3 protein-coding genes are annotated in these 2,648 nt (G+C 60.3%); all 3 read left to right on the forward strand.

Annotated features, from left to right (window positions below; translation table 11 throughout):
* The first annotated feature begins 107 nt into the window (after nucleotides 1–107).
* The 3 genes from ACW9JC_RS29925 to ACW9JC_RS29935 all read left to right on the forward strand — a co-directional run bounded on the left by ACW9JC_RS29925 (nucleotide 108) and on the right by ACW9JC_RS29935 (nucleotide 2,510).
* On the forward strand, nucleotides 108–467 hold the full coding sequence (locus tag ACW9JC_RS29925; protein ID WP_457459554.1) for a phenol hydroxylase subunit P4: 360 nt from the start codon (nucleotides 108–110) through the stop codon (nucleotides 465–467).
* Between the two features lie 10 nt (nucleotides 468–477).
* Entirely contained in the window at nucleotides 478–1,539 is a 1,062-nt protein-coding gene (locus tag ACW9JC_RS29930; RefSeq protein WP_457459556.1) for a 2Fe-2S iron-sulfur cluster-binding protein, read from the forward strand.
* An 80-nt stretch (nucleotides 1,540–1,619) separates the two neighbouring features.
* Nucleotides 1,620–2,510: a SphA family protein gene (locus tag ACW9JC_RS29935; protein ID WP_457459558.1), complete on the forward strand. Its 891-nt coding sequence runs from the start codon at nucleotides 1,620–1,622 to the stop codon at nucleotides 2,508–2,510.
* The last annotated feature ends 138 nt before the right edge of the window (nucleotides 2,511–2,648 follow it).

The raw sequence follows: 2,648 nt of genomic DNA on the forward strand, positions 1-2,648 counted from the left end.
GTTTGCTCGAAAATAAGATGTCAGATCCGACGTGGGGGGTTCCGACACCCCCCCGCGGGAGAAAGCCCGCTCCCACCTCCCAACTGACAATAAGAAGGAAAACGATCATGCCCGTGACCGCCATCGGCGCCTACGACGCCCAACCCCTGGACCGCCAGGAGAATTTCCATGGCTTGCAACTGGTGTACCTGTGCTGGGAAAAACACCTGATGTTCTGCGCGCCGTTCACCTTTCCACTGCCACCGGCCATGCCGTTCGGCGACTTCATCGAGCAAGTGGTCAAACCTTCGATTGCCCAGCACCCGGATGCGCCGCGAGTCGATTTCAGCCAGGCGCTGTGGCGCCTCAACGATCAGCCGTTCACCCCGGACAACACAGCGAGCCTGATCGCCAACGGCATCGATCACAAGAGCCTGCTGCACCTCAACACTCCCGGCTTGAACGGCATTGCCGGCAGCTTCAACTGAGGACACGGCGATGAGCTACCAAGTCACCATTGAACCCACTGGCGAGCAGATCGAAGTGGAAGAAGGGCAGACCATTCTTCAGGCCGCATTGCGCCAGGGCGTCTGGTTGCCGTTTGCCTGCGGCCACGGTACGTGCGCCACCTGCAAGGTCCAGGTGCTGGAGGGCGAAGCCGATCTTGGCGCCGCCTCGTCCTTCGCGCTGATGGACATGGAGCGTGATGAAGGCAAGGTGTTGGCGTGCTGTGCGATCCCGCAAAGCGACATGGTGATCGAGGCTGACATCGATGCCGACCCGGACTTCCTTGGCCATCCGGTGGAGGACTACCGCGCGGTGGTCAGCGCCTTGGTCGACCTGTCGCCGTCCATCAAGGGTGTGCACCTGAAGCTCGACCGGACGATGGCGTTTCAGGCAGGGCAGTACATCAATCTGCAATTGCCCGGAATTGAAGGCACGCGGGCGTTCTCGCTGGCGAATCCACCGAGCCGTGCCGATGAAGTCGAGTTGCACGTGCGGCGGGTCGACGGCGGTCTGGCCACCGGCAAGATTCACGATGATTTGAAGGTCGGCGATGCGGTGGAATTGTCTGGGCCGTACGGGCAGTTTTTCGTCCGTGGTTCGCAGAGTGGCGACCTGATCTTCATCGCCGGCGGTTCCGGATTGTCGAGCCCGCAGTCGATGATTCTCGACTTGCTGGAGGCCGGCGATACCCGGCAGATCGTGTTGTTCCAGGGCGCGCGCAACCGTGGCGAACTGTACAACCGCGAACTGTTCGAAGCGCTGGCCCGGGACCACGCCAACTTCACCTATGTGCCGGCCCTCAGTCAGGCGGTCGAGGACCCTGAATGGACGGGGTTCAAGGGCTATGTGCATGACGCCGCGAAACAGCATTTCGACGGCCGCTTCAGCAACCGAAAGGCCTATTTGTGCGGGCCGCCGGTGATGATCGATTCGGCCATCACCTGCCTGATGCAAGGGCGGCTGTTTGAACGCGACATCTTCATGGAACGCTTCTACAGCGCCGCCGACGGTGGTGAAAGCACCCAGCGTTCAGCGTTGTTCAAACGCATCTGATTGACCTGTAAACCCGCCTTCTCGATCTGCCGAGAGGGCGAGGTGTGCCTGACCAATAACAACAATAAAGGTTGAACTGAATGACTCGTCGACTGCAAAACCTGCTCGTGATCGCTACTGCTGTTACCGCGTCGTTGTCCGTGCACGCCACTGAAGGCGGCGGCACGTCCTATCCGCTGGGCGCGGAAAACTACATGTCCGGGGCAATGCCGCCGCCGGGGTTTTACGGGCAACTGTTTGTCACCCATTACGAAGCCGACAACCTGCGCGGCAATGACGGCAAGAAACTCCCGGTGGATTTTCGCGTGCGCGCCAACGCCATCACTCCGAGACTGATCTGGGTCAGCGATTACACCTTGTTCGGTGCCAGCGTGGCACTGCACGCGATCGTGCCGTTGGTGGACCTCAAGGTTGAACTCAACGGCCAGTCGCAAAACAAACAAGGCCTGGGTGACGTGATCTTCGGCCCGGCGCTGGGCTTTCACCACAGCGAAAAATTCCACAGTATCCTCGCCCTCGACATGATCGCCCCGACCGGTCGTTACGATCGCGGCGACCTGGCCAACACCGGGCGCAATTACTGGGTGATCGAACCGGTCTACGCCATCACCTACGTCGACCCGAACGGGCTCAACGTCGATGCGAAGATCATGTATGACTTCAACCGCGAAAACCCGGCGACCGACTACCGTTCGGGCCAGGAATTTCATGTCGACTATGCCGTCGGCTGGGGGTTGGGCAATGGTTGGGTGTTGGGCATTGGCGGTTACTACTACCGCCAGACCACCGACGACCGCCAGAACGGCGAGACCATCGAAGACAACAAGGGACGAGCGCTGGCCATCGGGCCATCGATCAAATACACCAGCAAGAACGGCTGGTTCGTCACGGGCAAATGGGAGCAGGAAACCGAAGTGCGCAACCGCGCGCAGGGGAATGCGTACTGGATGAAACTGACTGTGCCGTTCTGACACCCAAAACCCTGTAGGAGCCGAGCTTGCTCGCGATGAGGCCAGCACATCCAGCATCGATGGCGACTGACACACCGCCATCGCGGGCAAGCCCGCTCCCACAGTGGTTTTGTGCCGACCGAAAATGCTGTGCTCACT

It is taken from the genome of Pseudomonas sp. SDO5591_S426, from assembly GCF_054070755.1.

Coding starts and splice junctions, on each gene's coding strand:
- ACW9JC_RS29935 (WP_457459558.1), top strand. CDS start 1,620: ATGACTCGTCGACTGCAAAACCTGCTCGTGATCGCTACTGCTGTTACC.
- ACW9JC_RS29925 (WP_457459554.1), top strand. CDS start 108: ATGCCCGTGACCGCCATCGGCGCCTACGACGCCCAACCCCTGGACCGC.
- ACW9JC_RS29930 (WP_457459556.1), top strand. CDS start 478: ATGAGCTACCAAGTCACCATTGAACCCACTGGCGAGCAGATCGAAGTG.